Consider the following 25,346-nt stretch of genomic DNA (forward strand, 5'->3'; position numbering starts at 1 on the left):
GTCACCTTTCCCGCGTGCCGGGCGTCAGGAGGGCGGGAAACCAGAACCTGACGACCCTGCGCACATGGGAGGCACTGATGAGCTTACCGATCCCTCGACCACGTCGACGCGCGTCATGATCGCCGTACTCGAAGGCGTACTGCTCGGTGCGACGATGCTCTGCGCCCTCGCCAACGGCTTCGAGGTGGTGGCGAAGGCGATCAGGGCGGATTTCGTGCTGCGCAACTGCGCCGAGGTCGGGCTGTCCACGCGGTGGATCCCGTACCTCGCGTTGCTCGAGGGAGCCGGCGTTGTGGGGCTGGTGCTCGGCCTCCTGGGCGTGCGTCTCATCGGGCTGGCCGCGGCCGTCGGTCTCGTCCTGTTCTTCGTCGGCGCGCTCCTGGCTCACGTCCGGGCACGGGTGTTCCACACCATCGCGTTCCCCGCCGTGTTCCTCGTCCTCGCCGTGGCCGCCGTGCCGCAGTTCGGGTGGACGGCCGCCTGATCGGTGCTGCGGGCCGGAGATCCGCGGTAGGCCGTGATGTGATAGCCGGCATGGACTTGCTGATTCTCGGTGGAACGGCATGGCTGGGACGTGAGATCGCGCGGCAGGCACTCGACCGCGGGCACCGCGTCACCTGTCTGGCCCGTGGTGACAGCGGTCCGGTGGCCGACGGTGCCGAGCTGGTGCGCGCCGACCGGCTCGGGCCGGACGCGTACGCGCAGGTAGCCGATCGGGATTGGGACGCGGTGCTGGAGGTCTCGTGGCAGCCCGGCATGGTGCGGGCGGCACTCGACGCGCTGGCCGGGAAGGCCCGCCACTGGTCGTACGTGTCCTCGGTGAACGCGTACGCGGACACCGACGTGCCCGGCGCCGACGAGTCCGCCCGCGTGGCCGAGCCGCTGACCGGGGACGAGGCCGACGGCGAGCAGTACGGCCCGGCCAAGGTCGCGTGCGAGCAGGCGTCCACGGCCGCGTGCGGCGACCGGCTGCTGATCGTGCGGCCGGGGCTGATCGGCGGTCCCGGCGACGGCAGTGGCCGCACCGGCTACTGGGTCGCCCGGGCGGCGCGCGCCCCGCGTGAGCCGATGCTGGTGCCCGACACCCCGGACGTGCCCACCCAGGTGATCGACGTCCGCGATCTGGCGGTGTGGCTGGTGACCGCGGCCGAGGACGGCCTGACCGGCACGTTCAACGCGGTCGGCCCGACCGTCCCGTTCGGTGAATGGGTGGAGCTGTGCCGGACCACGGGCGGCCACGACGGCCCGGTCCGGCGGGTGCCGGTGGCCGCGCTGCTCGAGCAGAAGGTCGCGCAGTGGGCCGGCGCCGACTCGCTGGCCATGTGGCTCGTCGAGCCCGGTTGGGAGGGCTGGTCCACCCGGGACGGTTCGGCCGCGATCCGGGCCGGGCTGCGCCACCGCTCCCGCGCGGACCTGGTCGCGGACATGCTGGCCTGGGAACGCGACCAGGGGTTGGACCGGGAGCGGGGCGCTGGCCTGAGCCCGCAACGGGAACGGGAGCTGATCTCAGCCCTGTCGGCAACGTCCATGGGTAGAACACCTAGCGGCCGCTGAGCAGCTCGGGTTCCAGTGGGCCGTCGGGGGAGCGGCGCGTCATGATCACTTCCTTGTGCGGGTCGCCGTCGAGCATCGCCTGCAGGATGTTGCCTCGGCCCTCGCTCACGCCCAGCAGCGTCGCGCCACCGTAGAGGGTGCGCAACTGACGCGGCTCCAGGCCGCTGGCCGCGCTCAGCTCGGCGGCGACGTCCGAATCGGGGCCGCCGGCGAGGAAATCGTGGATCTCGTCCAGGCGGTCCAGCAGATGCGGTCGCTCCCGGGTCAGATAGTCGCCGAGCCGCTCGCCCTTGCCCGCGAAGGGGGAGTAGACCATGCAGATCAGCTGCTCCTCGCCGAGCCCGTACGCCTCGGCGGCGAAGCCGTTGGCCCGCTCCCGCATCCGCACGGCCGCGTCCGGGCCGTCGTACCGCTGCCGCACCCGGTCGACAAGCCAGTCGGGGAACTCCTTTGTGTGCATCAGCCGGGTGGCGAAGGCGACGTACTCGTCGAGGCCCTCGCCGTAGTCCCGGCCGTACAGCCGCTCGCACTTGAGCCCGCGCAGGTGCGCCATCAGCGTCGGGTTGGCGCAGTCGGACTCGGTGAAGCTGAACGCCAGCTCGTCGAACGCGAAGCCGAGGAAGCCGGTCAGCAGCGGCCAGTGGTGCAACGACGAGTATCCGGTGTCCTCGAAGATGGAGAAGAACCGCAGTTCCTTCGGCACGTCCGAGGCCACGCCCCGGGCGGCCACCTCGTCTTTCGCGTCGGCGCCGAAGATCTCGGTGAAGTACACACCGGCGATCGCGTCGGCGGAGCGCAGGAAGCTGCCGAAACCGGCGTCACCCGGCTGGCGCGGCTGCCGGCCGTGGTTACGCGCCAGCCGGTTCACCCAGAGGTAGTAGGACCGCTGTTCGGCAGGTGAGTCACCGGTGATGACGAGATCGACCCCGCCGTCGTACGCGGTCGCGATGCCGAACGAGTTGACCATGCTGAGGTTGCACGAGTTGCAGAACGTGGGCCGGCCCTCGGCCATCGTCCGGTGCCCGGTCATCAGCATGTCCAGGCGGTTGCGGGCGAGCACCCGGGGCGACGCCGGCTCGTCGCGGCCAAACGGACGCACCTCGTCGTCCTCGATCATGATCGCGGTGCAGTCCGGGTCCTCCGCGAAACCCAGCGCCTGGTACGCCCGGTCGATGTTGTCCATCACCGCCTGCGGCATGCCCGCCTGTCGGTTGGTGGCCGAGCGCAGCCGGAACGTGCTGCCGTACCGGTCGTGCAACAGCAGCTGCACCATCCGGACGAACGCCAGCGTGTACGTGCTGTCCTTGCCGCCGCCGTACGCGACGAGGACGACGTTGTCGCCGGGCCGCTCCCGGACCGGCAGCGCCGCGTACAGCCGCTGCGCGCAGTTCTCGGCGCCCGCCACGTCCTCGGCGGACAGTGCGTCGCGTAGCCCGGCGAGCGTGCGCGCCCGGATGTCGGCGAGGTCGGGCGGGACGGTCCTGGTTGTCGGCATGCGGTTTCCCCCGGGAGCGAACGGCGTACGGAAATCGTCGAGTGCATCGACGACCGTGAGCCGAAGACGGAACGAGACGGGATCAGGTGGTGGTCCGCGACCGGCGGGCGGCGGAGAGCTGGGCGGTCCGGCGCGCCGAGCCGCGCTCGCTGCCGGTGGACACGGACTCGGGCGCGGCCGCACCGGTGAGGAACGTCGCCATGGCACGGATGGTCGGATGCCGGAACAGGTCGATGACGTGGACGTCACGACCGAACGCGGCGCGCAGGGCCTCCCGCAGCCGGATGATCAGCAGCGAGTTGCCGCCCGCGTCGAAGAAGTTGTCGGTCGCGCCGGCCACGCCGCCGAGCACCTCCGCCCAGCAGGCGGCCACCCGCTCCTCGGCCTCGCCGACGGTGGCCTCCTTGGGCCGGTCGGCGGAAGCGGCCGCGAGCAGGGCCAGCACCGCCTTGCGGTCCAGCTTGCCGCTCGGCAGCAGCGGCAGGCTGTCGGTCACCCGCAGCACCGCGGGCACCATGTACGCGGGCAGCCGGTCGGCCAGGAAACCGCGCACCTCGGCATCGCTCACCGCGGCTCCCGGTCGGGGTGCGGCCGCCGCCACCAGTTCGTCGCCGGACGCCGCGCGGCGCACCATCGCGCAGGCCTCGCCGACCGCCGGATGGGTGAGGATGATCGCCTCGACCTCGCCCAGCTCGATCCGCGCTCCGCGCAGTTTGACCTGGTGGTCGACCCGGCCGACGTAGAGGATGCGCCCGTCCGAGGCGTACCGGACGAGGTCGCCGGTGGCGTACAGCCGCTCGCCGCCGGTGGTGGAGAACGGGTCGGGGATGAACCGTTCGGCGGTGAGTGCCGGCCGGTTCAGGTAGCCGCGGGTGACCCCGGCGCCGCCGAGGTGCAGCTCGCCGACCACCCCCGGCGGCACCGGCCGCTTGCGCGGATCCAGGATGTACGCCTTGGTGTTGAGCATCGGCCGCCCGATCGGGATCGCTTCCCCCGGACGCACGATGGTGAACAGTGAGAACGTGGTGGTCTCGGTCGGGGCGTACATGTTGTAGATCCGCTCGACGCCGGGCAGTTCGGCGAGCCCTCGCAGCACCGACGGGGCCAGCACCTCGCCGTTGGAGACGACGGTGGGCGGGGAGCCGGGCGGGCCACCCATCTTCAGCAGCTCGCTCCAGATCGACGGCACCGCTGTGACAAGCGACAGCGTGTCGGTGCCCGGGGTACGGGGCAGCGCGAGCGCGTCCTCGGCGATCACCACCGTGCCACCGCCGGCCAGCGCGGTGAAGATCTCCCACATGCACACGTCGAAGGTCATCGAGCTGATCAGCGGCACCGAGGTGAAGGTCTCCGGGCCCAGCTCACGGTGCGCCCAGGTGATGATGTTGATCAGGTTGCGGTGCTCCAGCACCACGCCCTTGGGGCCGCCGGTCGAGCCGGAGGTGAACAGGATGTACGCGGCGTTGGCCGGCCGGACCGGTGAGTCGACCGGGCCGTCCGGGCCGGTGAGCAGCCGCGGATCGTCCTCGGTCAGCTCGACGTGTCGGGCGGGATACCCGGCCACCCGCTCGGCGTACCGTGGTGCCGCGACGATCACGGCCAGGCCGGCATCCGCGACGATCTGGTCCAGCCGTCGCTGCGGGAGTGCCGGGTCGAGCGGCACCCACACGCCACCGGCCTTGAAGATGCCGAGCATGACGGCGAGCATCTCCAGCGAGCGGGGCAGGCACACGCCGACCCGGGCCTCGGGGACGACGCCGAGATCCAGCAGCAGGTGACCGGCGCGGTTCGCGGCGGCGTCGAGCTCGCGGTAGCTCCACCGCCGGTCCCCGGAGCGGGCCGCGACGGCATCCGGGGTGGCCGCCGCCTGGCGTTCGAGCAACTGGTGGATGAGCAGGTCGGGCACCTCACCCGCGGTGTCGTTCCAGTCGTGCAGAACGAGCCGGACGTCCGCGTCGGTGGCCGCGATCAGGTCGGAGACCGGCTGCGCCGGATCCTCGACGATCCGGCCGAGGATCGTCTCCAGCCGCTCCAGCATGCGCTGCACGGTCACCGCGTCGAACAGGTCCTCGCGGTAGCCGATCCGGAACCGCAGACCCTGCTCCGTACGGGTGAGCGCGAAGTCCAGCTCCACCTTGGCCGTCGGGAGCAGCGGATAGGACACGCGGACGGTCAGCTCACCCGCGTTGGCCGGCGCGGGCACCTCCTCGTAACCGAACATGACCTGGTAGAACGGGTAGTAGCTGGGGTCGTGTGCGACGCCGAGCGCCCCCAGCACCGTCTCGAACGGCAGGTCCGGCTGCTCCATCGCGTCCAGCAGGCTGCCCCGCACGCGGCCCAGCAGGTCGCCGAACGACGGGTCGTCGCCGAACTCGGTGCGCACCACGACCGGCCGGGCGAGATAGCCGATCAGATCGGCCGTCGCCGGATCGTCGCGGCCGGCGAGCGCGAGCGCGGTCACCACGTCGGTGACGCCGTGCTGGCGGAGCAGCACGTCGCAGGCCGCCTTGGTGAGCATGTACTCGCTCGCCCGGAACCGTCGGGCCACACCGGCGAGCCGGTCGGCCACGGCCGGGGCGATCGTCCGGCTCAGGTACGCCATCCGGTGCCGCGTCACCGCCGGGCGGGAGCGGTCCAGCGGCAGGTCCATCACCTCCGGAGCGCCGGTCAGGTGTTTGGTCCAGAACGTCGCCGCGCCGTCACCGGCCGCCGCCGCACGGCGACGAGAGTAGCCGGCGTAGTCGGCGGGCTCCCGGGGTGCCGGCTCGGCGCCCGCGGCGTACGTCGCGTACAGGCTGATCAGCTCGGTGCGGAAGAGGTCCAGCGAGACGCCGTCGAAGACGATGTGATGCACGCAGCCGGCCAGCCGGTGCTCCGTCTCGGACACCCGGACCAGCAGGAACCGGGCGAGCGGCCCGGCGGCGAGGTCGAAGCCCCGGTCGAGGAAGGCGGCTACGTCGTCGTCCTGCCCGGTCGCCACCTCCACCGGCCCGGGCGCCGCGACGACCTGCTCGACGTGGCCGTCGACGGCGCGCAGCCCGGTCCGCAGCGCGGGTTGCCGCCGGGCCAGCTCGGTCAGCGCGCGGCGCAGCGCCGCCGGGTCGAGCGGGCCGTCGAACCGCAACTCGAACGGCACGTTGTAGAACGGGTCGCCCGGCCGCATCTCCGCCATGAACCACAGCCGCTGCTGTGCCGCGGACGCGGGCAGGATCTCGACGCTCATCAGGCGTCCTCCCTCGGCTCGTTGAGTACGGCTGCGACCGCGGCCACCAGCGGCTCGCGCATCATCGTGTAGTGGTTGCCGTCGACCGTCCGGACGGTGAGCCCGCCGCCGGCCAGCTCGTTCCAGCGGGCGTACAGCGCCGGGTCCTCGTCGCGGGCCAGCACCAGCGTGTACGGCGTGGCCAGCGGCCGCGGCCGGTACTTCCACACCAGATGCAGGTTCGCGACCCACAGGTCGAGCACCAGCGCCATCCGGTCGCGGCCGGCGTCCGGTGGCAGGTAGTCGCCCTTGCGCGCGATGTCGAGCAGGTAGTCCAGGTGCTCGTCGTCGGTCATCTCGCGCAGTTGGTCGAGGCCGAGCAGACCGTCGCCGTAGTCCCACTGCAGGTTCTGCGCGAGGGCGGCCACGATGTCCGACCGGTCGGGCTCCTCATCCGCGGTGACGTAGACCGGCGGGTGCGAGTCGAACAACGTCAGCTCGACCTGCTCGCCCTGGCTCTCCAGCTCGGCGGCGATGGCGAACGCGTTCACGCCGCCGTAGCACCACCCGGCGACCGTGTACGGGCCGGCCGGCTGCTGTCGGCGGATCAGCTCGACGTACGCGGCGGCCCGCTGCTCGAACGTCGCGTACGGCAACTCGCCGTCGACAAGCGGTGGGGGTGCGATCGCGTACATGGGGCGGTGCAGCGGCTCGGTCAGCCGGGCGAACGGCATGTAGCAGACCACCTCGCTGCCGGCCGGGTGCGCGAAGAAGATCGGCCGCCCGGCGGTCCCGTACCGGATCTCCACCAGGTGCGCCTCCTGCTCCGGCGCGTAGCCGTCGCGCAGCAGGTGGGCGAACCGTTCCACGGTCGCGCCCTGGAAGATCGCCGCCATCGGCAACTGCCGGCCGAACCTGCTTTCGATCTCGGTCATCAGCTTCAGCACCAGCAGCGAGTGGCCGCCCAGGTCGAAGAACCGGTCGTGCAGGCCGACCGGGCGGGTGCCGAGCACGTCCTCCCAGATCGCGGCCACGGCGAGTTCCACCGGATCGCGGGGCGCGACGAACCCGGCGCCCTGTCGTTCGGCAGGCGGTGGCGGCAGCGCCCGGCGGTCGATCTTGCCGCTGGTGGTCAGCGGGAAGTCGGACATCGCGACCAGGGCGGCGGGCACCATGTAGTCGGGCACGAACGCGCGCAGATGCTCGCGCAGGTCCTCGGGCCGGAACGCCTCGCCGCTCGGCTGGACATAGGCGACCAGGCGGCGGTCGCCGGGCCGGTCCTCGCGCACCATGGCGACCGCGCGGGCCACCTCCGGATGCTCGGCCAGCCGGGTTTCGATCTCGCCCAGCTCGATCCGGTAGCCGCGTAGTTTCACCTGGCCGTCGTCGCGGCCGAGGAAGAGCAGGGTGCCGTCCGGGCGGTAGCGGACCTGGTCGCCGGTGCGGTACAGCCGGGCGCCGGGGCGACCGCTGAGGTGGTCGGGCACGAACCGTCCGGCGGTGAGCCCGGGCCGGTCGTGGTAGCCGCGGGCCACCCCGGCGCCGCCGATGTACAGCTCACCGGGCAGCCCGGCACTCACCGGTTCCAGGTGCTCGTCCAGGACGTACACCTCGGTGTTCGCGATCGGGCGGCCGATGGAGATCTGACCCGCGCCCGGCTCGACCGGCCAGCAGGTGGACCAGATCGTCGTCTCGGTCGGGCCGTACACGTTCCACACCGGAGCGGGACCGTCGGCGAGGACCCCGGCCAGCACCGGCGGCAACGCCTCACCGCCGACCAGCACCCGCAGCGCGCCGGTGTTGCGCCAGCCCGACCCGGTCAGCAGGTGCCAGGTGGCCGGGGTCGCCTGCACGACGGTGGCGCCGCGGTCGGTGAGCAGGTCGCGCAGGGCGGCACCGTCCTGGCCGACCGCGCGAGGCACGACCACGACCTCGGCGCCACGCGCCAGCGGTGTGTACAGCTCCAGGCCGGCGATGTCGAACGAGACGGAGGTGACCGCGGCCAGGACGTCACTGGCGGTCAGCTCGATCTCGTCGGCCATGCCCAGCACCAGGTTCACCAGGTTGCGGTGGGTGACCTCGACGCCCTTCGGCCGCCCGGTCGATCCGGACGTGTAGATGACGTACGCGAGCCGCTCGTCGGACCGCGCCGGACCGGCCCCGAGCGGCCCGCAGGCGGCGATCGCGTCCCGGTCGAGATCCAGGCAGACCACCTCGCCGGCACACTCCGCGAGCACCGGGCGCAGCTCCGCCTCGGTCAGCAGCGCCATCGCGCCCGCGTCGGCGCACATGGTGGCGAGCCGCTGCGGCGGATGGCCGGGATCCAGGGGGAGATAGGCCGCGCCGGACATCAGCACGCCGAGCAGACCCACCACCAGGTCGACGGACCGCTCCAGGCAGACGCCGACCACGCGCTCCGGCCCGGCGCCGCGCCCGCGCAGATACGTCGCCAGGGCGCCGGCCCGCTCGACGAGTTCGGCGTACGTGATCCGCTCGTCGCCGGACGACACCGCGACCGCCGCCGGGCTCGCCGCGGCCTGCCGCCGGATCAGCCCGTCCAGGGTGAGCCCGGCCTCCCGGGGGACGGCCGTGCTGTTCCATGCCGTCAGCATCGTGGCGAGCTCGGCGTCGTCGGCAAGCGACAGGCGGCCGACCGGCCGGCCGGCGTCGGTCACCCCCTGCTCCAGCAGCCGGCGCAGATAGCGGGCCAACCGCGCGATCGTCTCGGTGTCGAACAGGTCGGTGTTGTACTCGAACAGCCCGAACAGGTGGTCGGCCAGCACCGCGTCGTCGAAGACGCAGAGCATGCACTCGTCCTTGGCCGTGTGGTTGTCGAAGATCAGCGCTTCCAGCCGCAGCCCGGACAACGGCACCGGGTCCTCGTGGAAGTCGACGAACATGAACGACGTCTGGTAGACCGGGTTGCGGCTCGGATCCCGGTCGACGTCCAGCTCGTCGAGCAGCGTCCCGAACGGGATGTCCTTGTGGTCGAACGCGTCCACCACGGTGCGCCGCACCGAGTGCAGCAGCTCCCGGAACGTCATCTCCGGACGGATGACCGTACGCAGCGGCAGCATGGTCAGGAAATAGCCGATCAGCGCCTCCAGCTCGGACCGGCTGCGGGTCGACGAGGTGGTGCCGACGATGATGTCCTGCTGCCCGGTGAGCCGGTGCAGCAGCAACTGCCACGCCGCCAGCACGACGACGTACACGGTCGTGCCCTCGCGGCGGGCCAACTCCCGGATCGCCTCGGTGAGCGCGACCGGCAGGTGGAACTCGTAGCGGGCGCCGTTGAACGTCTGCACCGGCGGCCGGGGCCGGTCGGCCGGTAACTCCAGCACCATCGACGCCCCGCCGAGCCGTTCCCGCCAGTACGGCACCTCACGCGCCTTGATCCGCTCGTCCACCCAGCGCGGCTGCCACTCGGCGTAGTCGGCGTACTGGACCGGCAGGGCGCCCAGCTCGGGCTCCCGGCCGGCCAGCTTCGCGTTGTAGAACTCGGCGACCTCGGCGCCGAAGACGCCGAGCGACCGCCGGTCCCACACCAGGTGGTCGATCGTGGCGATCATGACGGTGTGGTCCGCGGCCAGCCGGAGCACCGAGATGCGCACCAGCGGCCCGGCGACGATGTCGAACGGCCGGCGCACCTCGCCGGCGCCGAGCTCCCACATCCGTTGTTCCCGGGCCTCGGCAGGCTCGTCCGTCAGGTCGAACTCGCGGTATTCGTACGCCAGCTCGTCGTGCACCACCTGCACCGGCCGCAGACCGTCGAGCCGGAACGTGGTCCGCAGCGCCTCGTGTCGGGCGACGAGCGCGCCGAGGGCCCAGCGCAGCGCGTCCAGCCGCAGGTCACCGCGCAGGCGCCAGGCGAAGAAGACGTTGTACGCCGGGTCGTCACTGTCGAACTGGTGAATCAGCCAGATCCGCTCCTGGTCCACGGTGAGCGGACTGGGCCGGCCGTGGCCGCGCGGGGCGATCGGCTGCTCGGACGGCGCGGCGCCGCCCCGTTCCCGCAGCCGCCTGTCGAGCAGCGCCCGCTGCTGCGGGGTGAGCTTTGCCAGCCGGTCGGCGATGTCGGTCATGCGGCGTCCTGCTCGCCGCGGTAACGGTCCTTGAGGTCGGTGAGGTGCCGCAGGCTGTCCAGCACCCGGGCCTGCTCGACGCCGAAGTCGACGAGGCAGGCCACCTCGTGCACCCCGATGTCGACCAGGTCCTCGATCAGCGTCTCGCACTTGTCGGGCGTGCCCAGCAGCGCGATCGTGTCGTAGTAGCGATCGAACATCGCGCTCAGCATGGCCTCCCGCTCCTCGGTGTTCAGCTGCGAGAACACGCTGCCGAAGCTGTCCTGTTGGGCCAGAAAGTCGGTGAGGTAGTCGATCAGCGGGCGGCGGACCAGCTCGCGGACCTCGTCGTCGGACGTGCCGACGAACGTGTGCGCCATCGCGCCGACCCGCCCGGGACCGTGGCCGTTGTCCCGCCTGGCCTCCTGGTAGGCGGCGATCTTGCGGCCCAGGTCTGGCAGTTGCTGGGCGACCAGCCCGGTCAGCACGTTCGCGCCGGCCCGGCCGGCCTGGACGAACGTGTCGATGTTGCCCGATGCGGAAATCCAGATCGGCAGCTCCGGCTGCAACGGGCGCGGCATCGACCGGACCTGGATGGTCTCGCCGTCCGGCCGCTGCAACGGCACCGATTCGCCGCGCCACAGCCGCTGCACCAGCGTGATCCGCTCGAACATCTCGGTCCGGCGCTGCTGGTAGCGGTCCGGGCTCGGATCCGGGGCGAGCACGAAGTCGTCCGGATGCCAGCCGGAGGCGCAGGAGATCGACACCCGGCCGCCCGAGAGGTTGTCCACCACCGACCAGTCCTCGGCGATCCGGACCGGATGGTGCAGCGGCACGACCACGCTGCCCGCCCGGATCGACAGCCGCTCGGTCACCGTCGCGATCGCCGCCGCCAGCAGCGCCGGGTTCGGGAACAGGCCGCCGAAGTCGACGAAGTGCCGCTCCGGCACCCAGATCCCGGCGAAGCCGTGCTGGTCGGCGTACCGCGCGCAGTCCAGCAGCATCCGGTATTTGCCCGGGCCCTCGATCGAGCCGTCGCTGGAGAAGAAGAACAGGCTGAAGTCCATCCGGCTGGTCGGCCGCCGGGTGCGGCGGTCCCGGCCGGCCCGGGTGCCCGGCGATCCCTCGTCGGGCCGGGCGAACCACGGCAGTGCGCTGCGTCGCTCCTGCAACCTGCGTTCCAGCAGCCGGCGCTGGGGTTCGGACAGCGACGCCACCCGCTCCCGCAGCGCCCGAGTCGTGTCGACGTCAGACATGATTTTCCCCCAGCCGGTCGGCGGTCTCCTCGGTGGACAGCCCTTCCACCTCGCGCAGCAGCGCCTCGAACTCGTCGAGGCCGAGGCCCGCGGCCTGCTGCTGCCGGATCGCGGCGGCCACCCCGGGCACCGTCGCGGCCTCGAAGATGACGTTCATCGGCAGGTCCCCGTGCAGTTCCCGGAGCCGGGCGATGATCTGGATGGCGAACAGCGAGTTTCCGCCGAGCTCGAAGAAGTCGTCGTCCGCGGCGAAGCCGTCGCGGCCGAGGACGTCGTGCCACACCCGGGCGACGCTCTGCGCCACCTCGTCGTCGGGCCAGGTGTCGGCCGGATCCCAGGAGGAGGAAGCCGCGGTGGCCGGGCCGCGCAACGACTCGGCGACCGCGTGCGCGTCGAGGGCGGCCCCGCCGGCCAGCACCGACCGCAGATCCACCGCGGACACCACGGCGCGCGGAAGCCCAGCGGCCAGTACCGCCCGGGCGGCGGCCACGCCCTCCTGCGCCCGTACGCCGGCCTCGCGCCGGTGCCTGGCGAAACCGTCGCGCATCGCCGGAGTGCCGGCCTGCTGTTCGTGCCAGTCGTCGAAGGCCCACTGCGCCCACGCGATCGTGGTCACCGGCCGGCCACTCGCGGCCCGCGCGTCCGCGAACGCGTCGAGGAACGTGGCCACCGCGGCGTTCTCCGCCTGGCCGATCCCACCGACCAGTCCGGTCGTACTGGAAACGGTGAGGAAGAAGTCCAGGTCGCCCGGGAGCAGTTCGTCGAGCAGCAGGGTCGAGCGCACCCGGGCGTTCAGCACTGTGTCGATCTGCTCGGCGGTCTTCAGGGCGATCAGCCCGGAACCGCGCACGTCCACCGCGTGCACGACCCCGTCGACGGCGCCGAGGTGTTCGCGGGCCGCGTCCACCACCCGCCGCACGCCTTCCCGACTGGCCAGGTCGGCCGCGACGAAGCCGATCCGGCCGGACTCGGCCAACCGGACGAGCCGGTCCCGGGTCTGCGCCGGCAGCTCGGTCGTGGCCCATTCGTCAAGCGCCGGGAAGCCGGGCGGCCCGGCCAGCATGACCCGCGCGCCCTGGCCGATCATGTCCTCGGCGAAGGACAACCCGGGTTCGTGCGTGGCGCCGGTCACCAGATAGGTGGCGTCGCGGTTCCAGACCTGCTCGGCCGGCGCCGGTCCGAGATCGATTCCCGCGTACGCCGGAAGCCAGCGCCGGCCGCCGCGCAGCGCGACCACCTCGTCGGGGCTGTCGGCGCTCAGTTCGGCCACCAGGTGCTCGGCCAGGCCGGTGTCGGACCGGCGGACGTCGACGCACCGGGTACGGATGGCGTCGAACTCCTGGGCCAGCACCCGGGCCGCGCCGAGCACCGTCGCCCGTTGCGGCCCGTGCGCGCCCGTGCCGTCCACGTCGTGCAGCTCGTCGGTCAGCACGTCGATCCGGACCGGCCGGCTGTCTCCGGAAGCGCCGAGTGAGCGGGCAATGTCGAACAGTGCCGGCAGGCCCGGGTCGCCGCCGATGCCGCGGGCGTCCACGACGTGATCGATCCGGCCGGCGGGCAGGCCGTCGTCGGCGATCCGCACGGTGTCGCCGCGGGCTTCCAGCAACGGCACGAGACTCGCGGCCACACCGGCATGGTCGGGCAGGATGAACCAGCTGCGCGGGCCGGTCGGCGCGGGCGCCGCCGGTGGTACCCGCCGCCACACCGGCACGCTCGTCCAGTGGGCCGGGTCGAGACGGCCCGTCGGGTTCTGCTCACCCGGGCGCGGCAGCAGGTGGTCGTCGCCCTCGAACGGATAGCCCGGCAGCGAGACCCGACGCCCGGCCGTCCCGTGCCACGCCGCCCAGTCCACCGGCACCCCGCGGCTCCACAGCTCGGCGACGCCGTCGCGGAAGGACGTGACCTCGTCGGTGGGCACACCCTGGCGGTGCCGCAGCAGAGCCACCGCGGCGACCGGCGCGTCGTCGCTGCCGTGCGCCCCGGCCAGGGTGGTCAGCGCGCTGCCCGGCCCGGCTTCCACAAGCACCCCGCGACCCAACACCGCGCGCACGCCGTCGGAGAACCGGACCGGTCGGCGGACGTGCCCGACCCAGTACTGCGGGTCGGTGGCCTGCTCGTCGGTGATCCACGTGCCGGTCACGTTGGACACGAACGGGATCCTCGGCGCGGTCAGCGGGATGCCCCGAAGGACGTCGCCGAACTCCGGCAGGGCCGGCTCGACGAGCGCGGTGTGAAAGGCGTGCGAGGTGGCCAGCGCCTTCGGCCGCAGACCGTGCTCGGTGAGCCGCCGCTCGGCCTCGGCGATCTCGTCCGGCGTACCCGCGACCACGCAGGAACGCGGACTGTTGACGGCGGCGACCACGGCGTTTCCGTCGCCGTCGAGCAGCTTCTCGACGGTCTCGGCGGGCGCGGCCACGGTCAGCATCCGGCCCGGCGCCACCTGGTTCAGCAGCCGTGCCCGCGCGGCCACCACGGTGATCGCGTCGTCCAGGGTGAACACGCCGGCCAGGCACGCGGCGACCAACTCGCCCAGGCTGTGCCCGAGCAGGGCGGCGGGCTGGATCCCGGCGGCCAGCAGCGTGCGCGCCACCGCGTAGTCGAGGCTGAACAGGACCGGCTGGGTGTGCACGGTCTGCCGCAGCCGCTCGGCCGCTGTGTCGTCGTCGGCGAAGGCCACCGCGTGCAGGTCGATCCCGAGCCGGCTGCCGAACCCCTTGGCGCACTCGTCGAAGGCGGCCCGAAACTCCGGCTCGCTGTCGTGGAGCCGTGCGCCCGCGCCCGGATACTGGCTGCCCTGGCCGGGGAGGAGGAAGACGGCGGCGGCCGGCTCGGACCGTGTCGCGGTGCGCGAGGCGCGCAGGGCCGCGATCACGTCGGCGGCGTCCGTGCCGGTCACGGCCCGCCGGAACGGGAATTCGGCACGGCCGCTCTGCAACGTGTACGCGACGTCCGGGAGGCGCAGCCCGGAGTCCGCGGCCAGCCGGTCGGCGAGCCGGGCACAGGCGGCGTCGAGCGCGGCCGGCGTCCGAGCCGACACCGGAAGGACCTGGCGGGTCTGCTCCGGCAGCCCACGGGCGGCCGACGCCGGCGGCGCCTCAAGAACGACGTGGACGTTCGTGCCGCCGATACCGAACGAGCTGACCCCGGCCCGGGCGGGATCGGGCGTTCGCGGCCACGGCTCACCTGTCGCGCTGACCCGGAACGGGCTGCCGTCCAGGCCGGTCGCCGGATTGGCGCTCCGGTAGTGCAGCGTCGGCGGGAGGTACCGGTGCGCGATGGCCAGGGCCGCCTTGATCAGGCCGACCACCCCGGCGGCCGTGTCGAGGTGGCCGACGTTGCCCTTCACCGAGCCGAGCAGGCAGCTCCCCGGCGCGGCCACCGGCCCGAACACCTCGGTCAGCGCCCGCACCTCGATCGGGTCACCGAGCGGAGTCCCGGTGCCGTGCGCCTCGACGTACCGCACGGTCGCCGGGTCGACCCCGGCCACCGCCAGCGCCTCCGCGATCACCTCGGCCTGGCCGCGCGGCGACGGCGCGGTGAACCCGGCCTTCTCGGCGCCGTCGTTGTTGACCGCCGAGCCGCGGATCACGGCGTACACGTGGTCGCCGTCGCGCTGGGCGTCGTCGAGCCGCTTCAGGGCGACCACCGCGGTCCCGTCGCCGACGACCGTGCCCGCGGCGGCCGCGTCGAACGGCCGGCAGTGCCCGTCCGGCGACAGGATGCCACCCTCGTCGTAGTGGTAGCCCTGGGCGTCGAGCAGCCGCACGGCGGCGCCGCCGGCCAGCGCGACGTCGCACTCGCGCAGCAGCAGGCTCTGCGCTGCCAGGTGCACCGCCACCAGCGATGAGGAGCAGGCGGTCTGCACGGTCACGGCCGGGCCGCGCAGGTCGAGTTTGTACGCCACGCGCAGCGCGAGCATGTCGAGGTCGGTGCTGACGGCTGCCTGCACCGGAAGTGTGGTGCGACGGCGTTCCGGGTCGGCGTCGATGCGCTGCGACCGGTACCCGCTCGTGCTGCCGCTGGCGAAGACCCCGACCCGGCCGGTGAGCTGCTGCGGGGCGTACCCGGCATCTTCCAGCGCGTGCCACGCGGTTTCCAGCAGCATCCGCTGTTCCGGGTCGGTCAGCTCGGCCTCGGCCGGGGTGTAACCGAAGAACTCGGCGTCGAACCGTGCGGGCCGTCGCAGGGCGCCGACCACCGGCACGTACGCGGGATCGTCACGGGTCTCGGCCGGCACACCGGCGTCGGCGAGCTGGTCCGGGGTCCACCGGGTGAGCCCCTCCTCGCCGGCCACCAGGGCGGCCCAGAACGCGTCGAGGGTCTCGGCGCCCGGCAGGCGACCGGCCATCCCGACGATCGCAATGCCGAGCCCGTCGTCACCGTTGTCAGCCATGCCGTCCTCCCCGGGATCTGGTTCGCCCCGCTGTATTCACATTTCGGAATGGTTGTGCGACCTTGGAGACCACTGCGGCGTTTGTGGGGAGACGATGAACGAAGCCGGCTGAACGGCCACGGTCAGCCCCCGACCCGCGTGATCAGGCCGGTGAGCAACCGGCCGACCTCGCCCAACTGTCCACGATGGAAGAAGTGGCCGCCGGGCAGCAGGGCGATCTCCAGCGGGCCGTCCACGACGTCGGCCCACGACCCGAGCGCGGACGCCGGGCAGCGCCTGTCGGCAGTGCCGCCGAGCACGACCACCGGCGCATGCACCCGCTCCCGGCCGGCCGATCTCGTGGCCGCGACCGCGGATGTCCGGCGGGCGAAGGCCAGCCCTCGCCGAACCAACGGGAGATAGAAGGAACGCGCGTCGGCGTCGTCGAGGACGGCGGCGGGAATGTCGCCGTCGGCGCCCAGCGCGGCGGCGAGGGCGGCGTCGCTCAGCACGCTGAGATCGGGCACGAGGTGGCCCTGATGGGCCGGCACCGAGCCGGACAGCAGCAGCGCGTCGACCGGCCGGCCGGCCGCCTGTAGCACCAGGGCCACCTCGTAGGCCAGTATCGCGCCGAGGCTGTGCCCGCCGAGGATCAGAAGCCTGCCGTCCAGCTGCGCCCGTACCTCGGCCAGCAGCCCGGCCAGCTCGGAGATCATGACGGCCGGGTCGTCGATCGGCTCTTCGCTGATCCGGGAGCCGTAGCCGGGGTACTCGACTGCCGACAGCGCGAACTCGGCCGGCAGAATCGAAGCCCAGTCCCGGTACGCGTGGGCGCTGCCACCCGCGTGCGGCAGCATGATCAGCTGACCCGTCGTCACCGGCCGGACAATCGGCCGCAGCCACGGCGAATCCGACCGGGACTGTGCTGTCACCCGTACGTTATCCACGGCACCTCCTCCAGGGCCGCGACCGTTTCGGCGAGCTCGTCGTGGGTCGCCACCGTGCCGGATACGGCGGCCGCGTTGACGGTGGCGCCGAGTTCCCAGCCGGCCGGACTGCCCGGGCTGGTCAGCACCGTCACCCGGTCGGCGTGCGGGACCCGGCGCAGGGCCGGCACGCCGTGGATGGCCCGCACCTCCGTCACCCCGACGGGCGGGACGAGCAGGTAGTGGAAGGCGATCGGGTTGTCCGGCACGGCCTCGCGGCGTCCGTCGAACGGCAGGCCGAGCGCGGCGCGTACGGCCACCTCGGCCGGGACCGCCGACTCGGACCGTACGGCGAGGTCGTCGACCCAGGCGCCGAGCCGGCCGTTCACCTCGATCACCCGCGGCCCGTCCGGGGTCAGCTTGATCTCGACGTCGGCGATGCCGGTGGTGACACCGAGCGCCTCGACCGCCCGGCAGGCGAGCGCCTCGACCTCGGCGACGAGTGCCGGCTCCACCACGGACCGGGTGCCGTACGCGCCGCGCTCCCGGAACGGCTCGGCAAGCGTGAACTTGCTGGAGGTGAACAGCGCCTCGGCGCGGCCCTGCCGGACGGCGCAGTCGACGGCCATGTAGTCGCCCCACGGCGCCGGCGTGGGCCGGCCGACGAGCAGCTCCTCGAGGATCAGCGCGCTCTCCGGAACCCCGGGGCCGGTGCCGGCGAGGAGCCCGGCGACGAAGGCGTGCGCCTCGGCCGCCGTGTGCACGGCGCGGGTGTTCCGGCTGGACGCGCCCCACACCGGCTTGACCACGGCGGGAAGGCCGACCTTCTCCAGGGCCGCCTCCAGCTGGCCGGGCGCCGTGACCACCTCGGCGCGCAGCGCGTCGACGCCGCGTTCGGCGAACCGTTGCCGCTGCGCGTCCTTGAGGGTGATGGCCGGGATGTCGTCGAGGGCGTGGTGCGGAAGACCGAGCCGGGCGGCCAGCCGGGCCGTCGGCGCCAGCTGGAACTCGCTGAAGGTGACGATGCCGGCCGGCTGGTGCGCGTCGATCGCGGTGAGCAGCTCGTCCAGCCGGCCCGGCACGCCGGTCACGACCTCCCCGCACATGCGCAGCGCCGGCATCATCTCCTCGGCGTGTGCCGCGGCCGCGGGGATCGGCGTTCCGGTCGCCGCCTCGGCGCCCACCACGAACAGCAACTCGGCCTCGTTGCACGCGGCCACCTCGGCCAGCCGGGTCGGTGACAGGCTGCCGCGGTCGTAGACGACCACGAGTGTCGAACGGTCAGCCACGACGCGCCTCCGACGGCTCGGCCCGCACGCTGACATCGACCTCGCCGGCCGCCCGGCCGTCGACGATGGCGGCGGCCAACCGCGCGACGGTCGGGAACCGGAAGATCGCCTGGATCGGCACCGTGAGCAGAAACTCGCTCTGCAGCTCCCGGGTGACCTGGGTGGCCAGCAGCGAGTCGCCGCCCATCGCGAAGAAGTCGTCGTGCACGTCGAGGTCGTCGGCCCACAGCGCCTTCTGCCAGATCCGGGCCACGGCCCGCTCGGCAGCCGTCCGGGGCCGGGTCAGGTCGGAGGTCGCCGATGCGGCGTCGTCCGGCGGCCAGGCGAGGATCTCCGCCGGGCCGGGCAGCGACCGGTCGTCGATCTTGCCGCTGCCGGTCAGCGGAAGCGCGGGCAGCCGCAGGCAGACCGTCGGCACGAGATGGCCGGGCAGCGTGACCGCACACCACTCCCGCAGCTCGCCGAGGGGCATCGGCTTGTCCCCGGCGGTGACGACGAAGGCGACCAGCCGGGTGTCGCCGGGGCCGAACTCGCGGGCCCGGACCACCGACGCCACGATGTCCGGGTGCTCGTTCAACCGGGCCTGCACCTCGCCCGGCTCGATCCGGTAGCCGCGAACCTTCACCTGAGCGTCGATCCGGCCCAGCAGGCGCAGCCGACCGTCCGGCGCCCACCAGGCCAGATCACCCGTGCGGTACACGGTGGACGGCGTCGCCTCGTGTCCCCAGCGGTCCGGTACGAACCGATCGGCGGTCAACTCCGGCCGGCGTAGATAGCCGCGTGCCACGTTCGTCCCGCCGATCAGCAGCTCACCCGGCACGCCGGCCGGTAGGGGCCGGTCGTGCTCGTCGACGACGTGCAGGACCGTTCCGTCGACCGGCTCACCGACGGTGACCTCGTCGGCCGTGGTGATCTCCGCAACGGTCGAGTAGATGGTGGTCTCCGTAGGGCCGTACCCGTTGAAGACCCTGCCCGCGACGGCCAGCAGCCGGCCGGCCAGCGCCGGCGTCAGCGGTTCGCCCGCCGCGACGACCTGCAGCCACTCCCGGCGGCCGCCCGGCGCCAGCGCCTCGGCCAGCTCCCACCAGGCCGACGGGGTGGCCTGCACCAGCCGTACCCGGTGCCTGTCGATCAGCCGGGCCAGCTCGTCCGGCGCGCGGACCTGATCGCGGTCGGCGATCACCAGGTGGCCGCCGTTGAGCAGCGGCAGATAGATCTCCACCGTGGAGATGTCGAAGGCGGCGGACGAGCTGACCAGGACGGCGTCCCCGGGCCGCACCCGCACCAGCCGGCCGACGGCGTCCAGCAGCCGGCCGACGGCCGCCTCCGGCACGGCCACACACTTCGGCTCGCCGACGGAGCCCGAGGTGTAGAGCAGGTATCCGAGCCGCGCCCCGGCCACCGCCTGCTCCGGGGCGGGGGCCCAGCCGCCCGCGCTCGGCTCCGGGTCGCGGTGGGTCACCGGACCGTCGGTGGGACCGGCCGCGATCGGCTCCGGGCCGAGGTGGATCACCGGGCGGTCGGCGGGAACCGTGGCGTCCGGGGTGGCCAGCACCACGCGGGCGTCGGCGTCGTCGAGCAGGAAGGCGATCCGGGCCGCGGGATAGCCCGGATCGACCGGCAGGTAACACCCGCCCGCCTTGAGCACGGCCAGCTGGGCGACGACGAGTTCGAAACCCGGCGGCAGGCACACCGCGACCGCGACGTCCGGTCCCACGCCGTACGCGACCAGCCGGTCGGCAAGCGTGTCGGCCCGCTCGTCGAGGTCGCCGTAGGTGAGCCGGCGCGAACCGTGGACGACCGCGAGCCGGTCGGGCTCCCGACGTGCCCATTCCCGAACGATCTCGTGCCGGGGGCTCGGCGCGTCCGTCGCCTGCCCGGCGGCCCTGCGCCACACCTCGGGCGGGCCGGTGTCCTCCCCGGTGAACGCCCGGAGCCGCGTCAACGGCACCGACGGATCGGCGGCGATGCGCTCCGCCGTACGGGCGACAAGGCCCGCCAGCAACGCGGCCTGGACCGGGCCGACCGACCCGGACCTGGCGCTCAGCCCGGCCTGCCCCTGCTCGATGACCAGCGCGACGTCGTCGGCCGCGTCGGCCGCGTCCGTGCCGCCCGCCGCACACGCCGCGACGAGATCGGCTCCGGTGCCGAGGGCGTCCAGGTCGGCCTCGATCACCCGGCTCGTCCCGTCGACAGTCACGGCCGGCCGCACCGTGCCGCCGCGGCGCAGCGCGCCGAGGACTATCGCCCAGGCGGCCACCACGGTCGGGGCGTCGGCCGTCACCGGCACTCCGACGGTGGCGCTCATGACGCTGCCCGGGCGGGCTGCCTGTCGATCCTGCGGGTCGTGCGGGTCAACGCGATCGCGGGCACGATCAGGATCACCCCGGTGACGATGATCGACGCGGCGATGCCGAGCCAGTTGGCGGCCGCGCCGCCGAGCAGCACGCCGATGATCGTGAAGTTGACCATCAGGGCGTTGAGCAGCGCGATCCCGCGCCCGCGCAGATCGTCGGGCAGGTCGCGCAGCAGGATGTTCGCGACCGGCACCTGGACCAGGCTCATGCCCATCCCGGCGAGCGCGCACCAGGCGCAGATCACCGCCAGGCCGCCGAACCGGAAGTGGTCGATCGGCCAGAGCAGCACCAGCGACACGGCGAACAGGGCCACCGCGGCGGCGAGCAGATCGGCCAGCGGAACGCGTTTGACGAGCACCGGCCCGAAGAAGGCGCCGAGGATCGCGCCTGCCCCGAGCATCGCCGTGGCCAGGCCGAAGTCGAAGGCGCCCAGCCCGAACGCGACGAGTAGCTGGGTGTTCACGTTTGTGGTGAACACGCCGAACGCGATCATCGCCGGCACCATCATCCAGGCCACGATCCGCAGCGTCGGAATGCCGAGCGCGCGGCGGATGCCGTCGCGCAGCGACTGCCAGTACTGCCCGGCCGGCGTGGCCACCACCGACGCGTTTCGCAGCACGGCCAGGTTGCCGAGCAGGAGCGCGCTGACGACGAACGTGGCGGCGTCGATGATGAACGACCACCGTACGCCTGTCGTCGCGATGAGCAGGCCGCCGATCAGCGGCCCGACCAGGTTGAGCGTCTGGACCGTGCTCTGGAACAGCCCGATCGCCGCCGGGAGGCTGTGGTTGCCGACGACCTTCGGGATGGCCGCCATCCGGGCCGTCTCGAAGACCGCCTTGCCCAGGCCCTCCAGGAAGATCAGGACGAGGAGCAGGGCCGCGTGGTGTGACGCCGGGATCATCGCCAGCACGATCGCGACCCGGGCCAGGTCGGCCCCGACGAGCAGGTTGCGCGGCGACATCCGGTCCACCAGCGGCCCGATGAAGGTGCCGAGGATCCCGGAGGGCACCAGCTGGGCGATCACCACCGCGGCGATGAACAGCGCCGGGGCGTCGGTCAGGGTGGCGGCCACGTAGACCACGGTGACCTTCACGATGCCGTCACCCAGATAGGAGACGACCACGGCCAGCCAGTAGCGGAGGTAGACCTTGTCGCGCAGCAGTTCTCTCACGTTCTCGACTCCACGGGAGCACTCGGGGACAGGGCCGGTACGGGGTCTTCGTCGAGCAGCCCGGCGAGCAGGCCGACGGTCGGCGCGTCGAACAGCGAGCGCAGCGATACGGCGAGCCCGTAGCGCTCCCGGGCCAACGCGACGGCACGGGTGGCGAGCATCGAGTGCCCGCCCAGGTCGAAGAAGTCGTCGTCGAGACCGACCTCGGCGACGCCGAGCACCTCGGCCCAGATCTCGGCGAGCTGCTGCTGCACCCGGGTCCGCGGCTGGACCAGCGGGGCCGACAGGGCCGGGCGTTCGGTGCCCGGCTCCGGCAGGGCCGCGCGGTCCACCTTGCCGTTCCCGGTCAGCGGCAGCCGATCCAGCGTCACGAAGACGGCGGGCAGCATGTAGTCCGGCAGCGACCGGGCCAGGTGGGCGCGCAGCTCGTCCGGCGCCGCGGCGGCGCCGAGGACGACGTACGCGACGAGCCGCGCGTCCTGCTCGGCACGCTCGTCGAGGACTGTCACCGCTTCGTGTACGGCGGGATGGTCGCCGAGGGCCGCGTCGATCTCGCCGAGCTCGATCCGGTGCCCGCGGAGTTTCACCTGGTGGTCGAGGCGGCCCAGATACTGCAGTTCGCCGTCCGGACGGATGAGACAGCTGTCACCCGAGCGATACAGACGGCCGCCCCATTCCGGCGGCCCGGTCACGAACCGGGCCCGGGTGAGATCGGGCCGTCCGGCGTAGCCGCGGGCCACCCCGGCCCCGCCGACGTACAGCTCGCCGGGCGTACCGGTGGGCGCCGGCTGGCCGGCCTCGTCCAGGACCACGGCCGTCCAGCCCGCCAGCGGCAGACCGATCAGGCTGGCGTCGGGCTCGGCCAGGTCGGCCGTGGTCATCCGCCGCCACGTCGAGTGCACAGTGGTCTCGGTGATGCCGTACATGTTGACGAGCAGTGGCTGCTCGTCCCCGTGCCGTTGCAGCCAGGGCCGCAGCATCGCCGGCGTCAGCGACTCACCGGCGAAGATCACCCGGCGCAGGGCGGGCAGCGCCGCCGCGTCGGTGTCCTCCTCGTGGCGCGACAACTGACGGAAGGCGGCGGGCGTGAGATTCAGGACCGTGACGTTCTCCCGGCGCAGCAGGTCGTGCAGCGCTGCCGGTGAGCGGCGGTCGTCCTCGTCGACGATCACGAGCCGCGCGCCGTGCAGGAGGGCGCCCCACATCTCCCACACCGACACGTCGAACGCCAGCGAGGCGAACAACGTCCACACGTCGTCGCGTGTGAACCCGAACCGGGTGCCGGTGCTGGCGAGCAGGGCGACGACGTTCGCGTGCTCCACCTGCACGCCCTTGGGCCGGCCGGTCGAGCCGCTCGTGTAGATCAGGTACGCCAGGTCGCCGGCCTCGGCGCCCGTCCCCTCCGGCGCCGTGTCGACGCCCGGGCCGATCGCGGCGATGTCGACGACCGGCAGGCCGGACGGATGCTCCGCCGGCTGGTCCGTGACCAGCAGCCGGGCACCCGAGTCGGCGCAGACGAAGGCGTGCCGGTCAGCCGGGTGGGCGGGGTCGAGTGGAACGTACGCGCCACCGGCCTTGACCACCCCCAGCAGCGCGACCACCGCTTCCGGCGTCCGGCGCAGTCGGACGGCGACCAGGACGCCCGGGCCCACACCCTCCGCGCGCAGCCGGTGGGCCAGCGCGTTCGCCCGCTTGTCGAGCTCTCGATAGGTGCGGTGGCGACCGGCGTGCGTCACCGCGACGGCGTCCGGGTGGGCCGCGGCCTGCTCCGCGAACAGATCGTGCAGGCAGGCCCGCAGCCCCGGCGTCAACGCGGTCATCAGGACGCCCCCTGGTCGAGGCCGCCGGCGCGTTGCCGGGTTCGCCGGATGGCACCCTCGAAGCCGCTCGGCGCGGACAGGTCGACAAGCGCGTCCGGATCGCGGACGAGCGCGTGCAGGGCTTCCGTGTAGGTGTCCAGCACCGCCACCGCGGTCTCCCGCTCGTAGACGTCGGTGTCGTACTCCAGCTCAAGCCGCATTCCGGGACCTCGGCCGATCGCGTACAGGCTCAGGTCGTACTTGGCCGACCCGGGCGGGCTGGAGAACTCGGGCGCGGTGTCGGCCAGACCGTGGAAGGCGACGAGCGGCGAGTTCGGTTGGTACGAGAAGAGGACCGGGGCCACCTGCCCGGACGCCCGCACCAGCCGGTCGAACGGCGCGTCCTGCGCGTCCAGGGCTTCCCACGTCGCCTCGCCGACCTGGGCGACAAGCGCGGCGGCTGTCGCTGTGGCGTCGGGCCGGACGACGACCGGCACCACGTTCACGAAGCAACCGACGATCTCCTGCCACTGCGCGCGGACCCGGCCGGACGCCGGTGTGGCGACCGTGAACTCCGGCTGCCGGCCGGCCCGGCCGAGCACGACGACGAACGCCGCCAGCAGGATCGCGAACGGGGTGACCCGGCACCGCCCGGCGAGCCGCCGCACCGCACCGACCGCGGCGGGCTCCAGGCGGTCGTGGACCGCCGAGCCGACGAACCGTGCCAGGCGAGGGCGTGGCCGATCCGTCGGCAACCGGACCGGGGGGACACCGGCGAGCGCGGCGGCCCGGGCCGTGACAGCGCGGTCCATCGCCGCGGACCCGTCGGGTGACGATTCCCACCGGGCCACGTCGCCGTACGCCGGGTGGGCGCCGCCGGAGGCCGCGGCATCGCCGCGCACCCGGGCCGAATACCTTTCGCCCAGGTCGCGGACCAGCTTGTTCACCGTCACCCAGTCGACGGCGATGTGGTGGAGCGTCGCGACCAGCACGAGCCGGTCCCGGCTGCGGCGCGCCAGCGCGAGCCGTACGGGTGGCTCCTGCTCCAGCCGGAAGGGGATCGCCGCCTGCTGGGTCGCGAGGCGGTCGAGGGCCGCGGCGGGATCCGCCTCGGCGGACAGGTCGATCGACGGCAGCGGCGGCGGCGCATCCGGTGCGCCGACCCTGGCCAGCGGAATCCCGGCCGTGACGGGATAGGTCGTGCGCAGGATCTCGTACGCTGCCCAGACGTCGGCGAGCGCCGCCCGCAGGGCGTCCTCGTCGACCGGGCCGGCGAGTTCGAGCCGGACCGGCACGTTGTAGGGCACCGCGTCGTCGGCGAGCTGCTGCACGAACCAGATCCGCTGCTGGGCGGACGACAGGGGATGGTCGTTGGCGGCGGTCGCCGTCGGCTCGCCGGACGCGGGCGGGGGACCGGCCAGGGCGGCCTGGACGACGGCGCAGACCTCGGCGACCGAGCGCTTGCCCAGCAGGTCGTCCGCCGTGAGATCGATCGTGAAGAGGGAGTTGATCCGGGCGGCGAGTCGGGCCGCGCCGTCGGGGCCGGCCGCCGTCGGTGACGCGTCCCAGATGGCGCCGACCTCCTCCAGCAGGTACCTGGAGACAGGCGGCAGCGTGTCGGCCATATCGCTCCCCCCGTGGCCCGGACGATGTGGACACTCGCACAGCTCAAACCGGCGGTCAAGCCACATATAGAGGATGAAAATTAATTCGGCAAGGATCTCTGGACGACTATTTATCCATTGATCATTGTCGCCCTCTGTGATTGATCATCATGGCGGCGGGGGAGCAACGCGGATTGCCCGGGGCGGTTAATCTAGGCCCGCGTTACCGGTCCATTTCCACGATTCCGCAGGCCACC

General features: G+C 73.0%; 13 protein-coding genes. 2 read left to right on the top strand and 11 right to left on the bottom strand.

All coding sequences use genetic code 11. From position 1 onward, the window contains the following. Positions 1–64 precede the first annotated feature (64 nt). Positions 65–484 carry a DoxX family protein gene (locus ACLQ29_RS24125; RefSeq protein ID WP_425773742.1) on the top strand — a complete coding sequence of 140 codons (420 nt, stop codon included), beginning with the start codon at positions 65–67 and terminating at the stop codon, positions 482–484. A gap of 50 nt (positions 485–534) precedes the next feature. Further along, positions 535–1,554, top strand: a complete 1,020-nt coding sequence (locus tag ACLQ29_RS24130) for an NAD-dependent epimerase/dehydratase family protein (RefSeq protein WP_425773743.1) — start codon at positions 535–537, stop codon at positions 1,552–1,554. Here ACLQ29_RS24130 and ACLQ29_RS24135 read toward each other — a convergent pair. From ACLQ29_RS24135 to ACLQ29_RS24185, 11 genes are all read right to left on the bottom strand, one after another. Beyond that, positions 1,541–3,049 carry a hypothetical protein gene (locus ACLQ29_RS24135; protein ID WP_425773744.1) on the bottom strand — a complete coding sequence of 503 codons (1,509 nt, stop codon included), beginning with the start codon at positions 3,047–3,049 and terminating at the stop codon, positions 1,541–1,543. The two genes, ACLQ29_RS24130 and ACLQ29_RS24135, sit on opposite strands and share 14 nt — an antisense overlap. Before the next feature lie 82 nt (positions 3,050–3,131). Next, positions 3,132–6,272 (bottom strand): non-ribosomal peptide synthetase, encoded by a 3,141-nt coding sequence (locus tag ACLQ29_RS24140; protein ID WP_425773745.1) that lies wholly within the window; start codon positions 6,270–6,272, stop codon positions 3,132–3,134. Beyond that, the gene (locus ACLQ29_RS24145; protein ID WP_425773746.1) at positions 6,272–10,333 is read right to left on the bottom strand and encodes an amino acid adenylation domain-containing protein; all 4,062 of its coding nucleotides are present in this window, start codon (positions 10,331–10,333) and stop codon (positions 6,272–6,274) included. Before ACLQ29_RS24145 ends, ACLQ29_RS24140 begins: the two co-directional genes overlap by 1 nt. Further along, entirely contained in the window at positions 10,330–11,568 is a 1,239-nt protein-coding gene (locus tag ACLQ29_RS24150) for a MupA/Atu3671 family FMN-dependent luciferase-like monooxygenase (RefSeq protein ID WP_425773747.1), read from the bottom strand. Before ACLQ29_RS24150 ends, ACLQ29_RS24145 begins: the two co-directional genes overlap by 4 nt. Next, entirely contained in the window at positions 11,561–15,961 is a 4,401-nt protein-coding gene (locus tag ACLQ29_RS24155; protein ID WP_425773748.1) for an SDR family NAD(P)-dependent oxidoreductase, read from the bottom strand. The genes ACLQ29_RS24150 and ACLQ29_RS24155 overlap by 8 nt, the downstream gene beginning before the upstream one ends. 122 nt (positions 15,962–16,083) lie before the next feature. Beyond that, entirely contained in the window at positions 16,084–16,818 is a 735-nt protein-coding gene (locus ACLQ29_RS24160) for a thioesterase II family protein (RefSeq protein WP_425773749.1), read from the bottom strand. Between the two features lie 50 nt (positions 16,819–16,868). After that, on the bottom strand, positions 16,869–18,155 hold the full coding sequence (locus ACLQ29_RS24165) for an ATP-grasp domain-containing protein (RefSeq protein ID WP_425773750.1): 1,287 nt from the start codon (positions 18,153–18,155) through the stop codon (positions 16,869–16,871). Further along, positions 18,148–20,463, bottom strand: a complete 2,316-nt coding sequence (locus tag ACLQ29_RS24170) for a non-ribosomal peptide synthetase (protein ID WP_425773751.1) — start codon at positions 20,461–20,463, stop codon at positions 18,148–18,150. The genes ACLQ29_RS24165 and ACLQ29_RS24170 overlap by 8 nt, the downstream gene beginning before the upstream one ends. Continuing rightward, positions 20,460–21,686 (bottom strand): MFS transporter, encoded by a 1,227-nt coding sequence (locus tag ACLQ29_RS24175; protein WP_425773752.1) that lies wholly within the window; start codon positions 21,684–21,686, stop codon positions 20,460–20,462. The genes ACLQ29_RS24170 and ACLQ29_RS24175 overlap by 4 nt, the downstream gene beginning before the upstream one ends. Beyond that, complete coding sequence (locus ACLQ29_RS24180) at positions 21,683–23,506, bottom strand: amino acid adenylation domain-containing protein (protein WP_425773753.1); 1,824 nt, start codon at positions 23,504–23,506, stop codon at positions 21,683–21,685. The genes ACLQ29_RS24175 and ACLQ29_RS24180 overlap by 4 nt, the downstream gene beginning before the upstream one ends. Next, the gene (locus tag ACLQ29_RS24185; RefSeq protein WP_425773754.1) at positions 23,506–25,110 is read right to left on the bottom strand and encodes a condensation domain-containing protein; all 1,605 of its coding nucleotides are present in this window, start codon (positions 25,108–25,110) and stop codon (positions 23,506–23,508) included. The genes ACLQ29_RS24180 and ACLQ29_RS24185 overlap by 1 nt, the downstream gene beginning before the upstream one ends. Between the last annotated feature and the right edge of the window lie 236 nt (positions 25,111–25,346).

Source organism: Micromonospora sp. DT228 (genome assembly GCF_049841595.1).
Taxonomy (GTDB): domain Bacteria; phylum Actinomycetota; class Actinomycetes; order Mycobacteriales; family Micromonosporaceae; genus Micromonospora.

Bases quoted from the DNA above. Each gene is read 5' to 3' on its own strand.
- ACLQ29_RS24125 (WP_425773742.1), top strand. From the start codon at position 65: ATGGGAGGCACTGATGAGCTTACCGATCCCTCGACCACGTCGACGCGC.
- ACLQ29_RS24130 (WP_425773743.1), top strand. From the start codon at position 535: ATGGACTTGCTGATTCTCGGTGGAACGGCATGGCTGGGACGTGAGATC.
- ACLQ29_RS24135 (WP_425773744.1), bottom strand. From the start codon at position 3,049: ATGCCGACAACCAGGACCGTCCCGCCCGACCTCGCCGACATCCGGGCG.
- ACLQ29_RS24140 (WP_425773745.1), bottom strand. From the start codon at position 6,272: ATGAGCGTCGAGATCCTGCCCGCGTCCGCGGCACAGCAGCGGCTGTGG.
- ACLQ29_RS24145 (WP_425773746.1), bottom strand. From the start codon at position 10,333: ATGACCGACATCGCCGACCGGCTGGCAAAGCTCACCCCGCAGCAGCGG.
- ACLQ29_RS24150 (WP_425773747.1), bottom strand. From the start codon at position 11,568: ATGTCTGACGTCGACACGACTCGGGCGCTGCGGGAGCGGGTGGCGTCG.
- ACLQ29_RS24155 (WP_425773748.1), bottom strand. From the start codon at position 15,961: ATGGCTGACAACGGTGACGACGGGCTCGGCATTGCGATCGTCGGGATG.
- ACLQ29_RS24170 (WP_425773751.1), bottom strand. From the start codon at position 20,463: ATGAGCGCCACCGTCGGAGTGCCGGTGACGGCCGACGCCCCGACCGTG.
- ACLQ29_RS24180 (WP_425773753.1), bottom strand. From the start codon at position 23,506: ATGACCGCGTTGACGCCGGGGCTGCGGGCCTGCCTGCACGATCTGTTC.
- ACLQ29_RS24185 (WP_425773754.1), bottom strand. From the start codon at position 25,110: ATGGCCGACACGCTGCCGCCTGTCTCCAGGTACCTGCTGGAGGAGGTC.